This window comes from Ectobacillus panaciterrae DSM 19096 (assembly GCF_000430785.1).
Classification (GTDB): Bacteria; Bacillota; Bacilli; order Bacillales; family Bacillaceae_G; genus Ectobacillus; species Ectobacillus panaciterrae.
In genome coordinates this window covers 1-5,602 of sequence record NZ_AUMR01000144.1, presented here as the reverse complement: position 1 = coordinate 5,602, position 5,602 = coordinate 1, and the positions used below count along the sequence as shown (strand labels likewise).

Sequence of the window (5,602 nt, the reverse complement as noted above, 5' to 3'; positions counted from 1 at the left end):
GGACCAGTGAATAGCGATAAGTCTACATCTGGATACTGGGTATGATATCTGGCAAGAAGCTCGGGTAACCGAACTGCCGCCGTTGTCTCCATGGATCCAATGTGAAGCGGACCAGAAGGAACAGATGAGTCACTCAAGGCCGCTCTGGCCTCTTGGATAGTATTTAGGATTTTCTCTGCATAAGATACAAGGATTTGACCTGAGGGGGTAAGTGATATCCCTCGATTATGGCGATAAAATAACTGAGTCTGCAAATCAGCTTCTAGTTGTTGTATCTTATGCGTTACATTGGACTGAGCAAAATTTAATTTCTTAGCTGCTTTGGAGATGCTTCCTTCTCGCGCTGTGTGGAGAAAAACATGTAGTAACTGAATATCCATAGGGTCCTCCTCGATAAAATTGGTATCTAATTTTCTGATATCTAACATCTTAATTTTGAATTATACATGATAGGTAGACTTAATGTAAACTAGGCTAAGTAGTTAAAGAAAAAATAAATTAGAAGGTGCATGAATGAAGAGACAGTCTGTAATTTTCTTGGTTGGAGGAATAGCAGCAATGATTGTTGCTATGGGAATAGGGCGGTTTGCTTTCACACCTATCCTGCCCCTCATGATGGAGCATCAATTATTCTCTGCGACTGGCGCTGGTTATTTAGCGTCAAGTAATTATATGGGCTATTTGATTGGCGCAATAACCCTAACGTTTTTTCAGGTTAAAAACCGAAACTTACTTCTGATGATTGGATTATTCATAAGCGTTATTACAACATGGGGGATGGGAGAATTCCAAACCATGCAAGCTTGGCTTGTGCTTAGATTTTTGTCAGGTATGGCGAGTGCTGTCGTTTTTATAATAGCTTCTAGCATTGCATTGGAACGTGTATCACCGGTACAAGCTGGGATTTTTTATAGCGGTGTGGGCTTAGGGATTTCATTAACAGGACTGGTAGTTCCGCTATTTATCTTGAATGGTGATTGGATCACAGTATGGAAGGGACTTGGCCTTATCAGCATAGTTTTAAGCATTATTAGCTGGTTTTTATTGAGGCATAGACAAAGTGGTACGAGTGATACCAGTACCTCTCAAAGCAAAGCAGTATATGGAGCTCGACAATCATTAATATATTTGATACTTGCATACGGTTTGGAAGGATTGGGATACATTGTTACGGGAACATATCTTGTAGCTTTCGCAAAGACGGTATCCGATATTCCCAACATTACATCGTTAAGCTGGATTTTGGTTGGTATTGCTGCGGCACCATCTTGCGTTGTTTGGTCTTTATTAGCAACAAAATGGGGTAAAAACTGGACGTTAACATTTTCTATGCTTACACAAGCAATTGGTATTGCGATTCCAGTTCTAATACCTTCCTTCACTACGGTAATAATTGGAGCAATCCTATTCGGTGTAACATTTGTGGGGATAACAACTCTAACTTTCTCTTTCGCCAAGGACTTGTATCCTCAGGACAATCGAAAGATTATAGGATTGCTCACGAGCTTTTACGGGTTAGGACAAGTAATTGGCCCACTTATTGCGGGACCACTCATTTCATGGTACGGAAATTACACAGTTGTTATTCTTGGAGCTGCTGTCACCGTGCTCCTTGGTGCACTTATCTTACCGCTAGGTATCAGTAAGTCCCATTCAAATTTTTATCGGAATCAATTGTATGATTAAAAGTAATCATACAATTTGGCCCAATTTAGATACTCATAAAAATTTTTTGACATACTTGCAATGCATCATTTAACTGATTGTTTATCCAAATACTACTTTCAAGGGGGATGATTGAACCATGAGCATTCAACTGACAACAGAATTGTGTCGAATTTTTAATATACGATATCCCATTGTTTTAGCAGGAATGGCTGGTTTGCCGAATATGGCAGGACTGGTGGCAGCAGTATCCAATGCAGGAGGACTCGGAACGTTAGGAGGTGCATACATGACACCAGAAGATCTGCGAAAAGCAATCCATGAGATTAAACAACTAACTCAAAAACCTTTTGCAGTCAATCTTTTCTCGACTCAAGTTTCTGATAACAATACGAGAATCAAAGAAGTGCAACGTGAACTTAATAAGATGCGCGGTGAACTAGGCATCTCTCAAGCTTCGGATGAGAGCGTAAGCTCACCAAATCATTTTGAAGAGCAATTTGCAGTCTTATTGGAAGAACATGTTCCTATAATTAGCACAGCGTTTGGGTTGCTTCCTGAAACACTCCTGCAACAGGCGAAATCGGCAGGCATAAAAATTGTGGCAATGGTAACAACTGTATATGAAGCAATTCAGGCTGAACAGGCTGGCTGCGATGCGATTGTTGCGCAAGGTAGCGAAGCAGGGGGGCATCGTGGGACTTTTGACGTTTCTAACTATCCAATGGGAGCTAATATAGGAATTATGGCTCTCGTACCACAAATTGTGGATCATGTACGGATCCCTGTCATTGCAGCAGGCGGCATTATGGATGGTCGAGGTCTTGTCGCTTCACTTGCCCTTGGGGCTCAAGGTGTACAAATGGGGACACGTTTTTTAACTTCCTTAGAATCAGGAGCGCATGAATCCTACAAGGCTGCACTGCTGAAAAGTACGGAAGAAAGCACAGTTATCACTAAAGCATTCTCAGGTCGTCCCGCTAGAGGAATCGTCAACAAATTCATTGAACACTGGGATGCGAGCGGTGTTGAGCCACTTCCATTTCCTACGCAGAATACAATAACACGAGACATCAGAAATGCTTCTTCTAAACAAAATAATACGGAATATATGTCATTATGGGCAGGACAAGGTACAAGGATGCTTACGGACCATCAAAAAGCGGAGGATATCATCACTGAAATACTCCAAAAGGCTCATTCGCTTTTGCCTTAATAAGTAGTACAGGTACTGTCAGCAAATCGGAGGAAATCCACGCTAAGCAAATATCGACAATAATTATGAGATATAGTTTAGTTGTAAAAAGGAAGGTTATAATATGACGACATATCATTGTTTAGAGGTAGAGCAATTAAGTGTATTTTACCGTGAGGCTGGTAATCCAAATAAACCAGTAATTTTATTGCTTCATGGTTTTCCATCCGCAAGTCACATGTTCCGAGAACTAATTCCTATTCTAGCAAAAGACTATCATGTGATTGCTCCTGATTATCCTGGTTTCGGAAATACAACATCACCTGATAGGGAGGAGTTTGCCTATACATTTGACCATCTTACTGAAATTATTGAAGCTTTCGTTGATCGACTAGGATTCGCTAAGTATGCACTATATGTCTTTGATTATGGGGCACCAATTGGCTTTCGTCTAGCTATGCGCCATCCAGAACGTGTAACAGCAATAATTAGTCAAAACGGGAACGTTTATCATGAAGGCTTGGGTAAAAAATGGGCTACTCGAGAAGAATATTGGCGTAATCCAACACAAGCAAAAAGAGAAAGTTATCGTACAGCATTTGCACCCGACACGATCAAGAATCAATATCTTGATGGAACACAAGATAATCAAGTTTCCCCAGATGGTTATACTCTCGATATTGCCTATATGTCTCGACCGGGAAACGATGAAAAACAATTAGATTTAATCTTTGATTATCAAAATAATGTGAAGATGTACCCACAATTTCAACAGTATCTTCGCGAATATCAACCACTATTATTGGCAACTTGGGGTAAAAATGATGTTTCATTTATTCCAGCGGGCGCTAAAGCCTTTAAGAAAGATTTACCTAATGCTGAGATTCATTTATTAGATACTGGTCATTTTGCATTGGAAACACACGCGAATGAAATCGGTGAATTGATGTTAAATTTCTTAAAAGATAATGGCATCTAACGCATCAATAAGTTTAAATATGTATTTGTCCAATTTTTTTGCACCAGAACCCGGAATTAGCTCACGTGGTTCTTGCTTGATATTTAACACGCGATTCAGTTGACATTTTAATTCCAGGGGCAAAGAGAGCGAACTAAGTGCTAAGCAATTTAAAAACGTTAGATGTTCATTTAACAGATGAAGAGATTAAAGAAATTGACCATATTTTTCGATAAAAACAAATTAATTCTAATTATGATATAACTTAACGCAACTAAATACTAACTTTGGAGGTTATTTAATATGCCATTAATTAGATTCGATTTAATAGAAGGACGAGACGATAAGTCGTTAAGAAATCTATTAGACGCTTCTCACCGGGCAATGGTTAAAGCTTTCGGTGTTCCTGAAAGGGATCGTTATCAAATCGTTCACCAACATCCTGCTCATGAATTAATTATAGAAGATACTGGTTTAGGTTTTAAGAGAAGTAAAAACTTAGTAGTAATAAGTGTAACTAGTAAGCAAAGAAGCGATGATCAAAAGAAGAACTTCTATAAACTTTTGGTTCAAGAGCTTGGAGAAAATTGTGGAATAGAGCCGAATGATATTATGGTTTCTATTGTTACTAATGGGGATGCTGATTGGAGTTTTGGACTAGGTGAGGCCCAGTTTTTAAACGGTAAATTATAAATAAAAATTTCCTCAATCCATCGCCATAGATAAGAATCTTTTTGCGAGTTACTCGCTAATTATCGTGAGATTAACTATTAATAAGCCATACCAAATTGAACTGTCCATTTGATAGAGGACAGTTTAATAAAAAAGGACTTTGAAAAAACTCAAACACTAAGAAGATGACTTCGGCATTGTACCGGAGTCATTTTTTTAGCATTTATTGATAACGATGGTGATTATAGTCTTTCATATAACCATTTATCGTTGTTCGAAGCTCATAAAACGTTTGGCAGCTCTTATGGCGGTATCGCCATCAAAAAACGAGATAAATTGCCCCTAAAACAAGTAAGTTGCTCAATTTACTCGTTTTGGGGGTGTTTTTCTGCTTTAGCTTGATGGGTATGCGGCGGAACCCCAACTGCGGCAGAGTTAAATCGCTCATTGAGTCCTTGCGCACTCATGAGCATACCTGTTGAAGCTTCCAGCTTGCTGTATAGACTTTAGAAGCAACGCTTGCGGTTTTCTTAAAATTGAGATCTCATTTCTGTTAAGAAAGCCGACAAAGCAGGGGTAATTAAAGCGTCTTTTCGTCTAATAAACATGGTTGTGACTAAAGAATATTTGTCAGGAAGAATATGACTACGGACCCGACCTTGTTGTTCGTGTGCAACAACAATGGAACGAGGCAATAATGAAATGCCCAAGCCCGCGCTAACACAACCAATTATCGTTTCGAGTGCTCCGAATTCCATCAACTTTACAGGTGATAAACCTTCTTCTTGCAGAAGATGACTAAATTTTTCTCTGTAAGAGCATCCTTTACGAAATACAAGCATCGTATGTGTACGGGCCTCATGCATGGAGGATATAGGTGGATGCGATGCAGAGGTAACAAGAACCATCTCTTCATCCATCACCTTTTCTTGAACTAATTCAGGATGCTCAATAGGCCCTGCAACGAAAGCCCCATGCAGTTCGTAATGTAAAACTGCATGCACATGTTGTTCCGTAGGACCAGTGAATAGCGATAAGTCTACATCTGGATACTGGGTATGATATCTGGCAAGAAGCTCGGGTAACCGAACTGCCGCCGTTGTCTCCATGGA

General features: G+C 39.6%; 6 protein-coding genes. 4 read left to right on the top strand and 2 right to left on the bottom strand.

Going from position 1 to position 5,602, the window contains the following annotated elements; genetic code table 11:
* Positions 1 to 380, bottom strand: a 380-nt coding sequence (locus tag H540_RS0121225) for a LysR family transcriptional regulator (RefSeq protein ID WP_028402292.1), incomplete at its 3' end; no start/stop codon positions are given.
* 133 nt (positions 381 to 513) lie between these two features.
* Here H540_RS0121225 and H540_RS0121220 point away from each other — a divergent pair.
* The 4 genes from H540_RS0121220 (at position 514) to H540_RS0121205 (ending at position 4,511) form a co-directional block, all read left to right on the top strand.
* A complete protein-coding gene (locus H540_RS0121220; RefSeq protein WP_028402291.1) occupies positions 514 to 1,686 on the top strand; it encodes a YbfB/YjiJ family MFS transporter in 1,173 nt (390 codons plus the stop codon).
* A 118-nt stretch (positions 1,687 to 1,804) separates the two neighbouring features.
* Positions 1,805 to 2,881, top strand: a complete 1,077-nt coding sequence (locus H540_RS0121215; protein ID WP_028402290.1) for an NAD(P)H-dependent flavin oxidoreductase — start codon at positions 1,805 to 1,807, stop codon at positions 2,879 to 2,881.
* A 103-nt stretch (positions 2,882 to 2,984) separates the two neighbouring features.
* A complete protein-coding gene (locus H540_RS0121210; protein ID WP_028402289.1) occupies positions 2,985 to 3,839 on the top strand; it encodes an alpha/beta fold hydrolase in 855 nt (284 codons plus the stop codon).
* A 282-nt stretch (positions 3,840 to 4,121) separates the two neighbouring features.
* Positions 4,122 to 4,511, top strand: coding sequence for a tautomerase family protein (locus H540_RS0121205; RefSeq protein ID WP_028402288.1), 390 nt, complete (start codon positions 4,122 to 4,124; stop codon positions 4,509 to 4,511).
* Between the two features lie 509 nt (positions 4,512 to 5,020).
* Here H540_RS0121205 and H540_RS30545 read toward each other — a convergent pair.
* On the bottom strand, positions 5,021 to 5,602 hold a 582-nt coding region (locus tag H540_RS30545; RefSeq protein WP_034671621.1), incomplete at its 5' end, for a LysR substrate-binding domain-containing protein.